Source organism: Cupriavidus sp. SIMBA_020 (assembly GCF_046535395.1).
GTDB classification, from domain to species: Bacteria; Pseudomonadota; Gammaproteobacteria; order Burkholderiales; family Burkholderiaceae; genus Cupriavidus; species Cupriavidus campinensis.
In genome coordinates this window covers 1-252 of the sequence record NZ_JAWRWU010001197.1, presented here as the reverse complement: position 1 = coordinate 252, position 252 = coordinate 1, and the positions used below count along the sequence as shown (strand labels likewise).

Annotated in this window: 1 pseudogene; it reads right to left on the bottom strand. The window is 71.0% G+C overall.

Features of this window, described 5'->3' with window-relative positions:
- Positions 1-252, bottom strand: a pseudogene (locus SB751_RS33320) (FAD-dependent oxidoreductase); the annotation flags it as partial.

Genomic DNA, 252 nt, shown 5'->3' with positions numbered 1-252 from the left:
ATGGCGCCCGCGCGGTAGAGGGACGACCAGACCGGCGTCCAGGGCAGGTGGCCTTCGCCAATGGCGTCCAGGTGCGTCTGCACGAAGCGTTGAATCTGCTCGGGCTGCATGGCCTGGGCGGCGTCCACGCTGCCCGCCAGCTGGAAGTCGATGCGCCAGATGTCATCGGGCTGGCGGTGCATGAGGATGGTGGTGCCGCGGGCCCAGGGCGGATCGAACCAGGCGCGGCGCTCGGTAGGGTGGCGGCTGGCC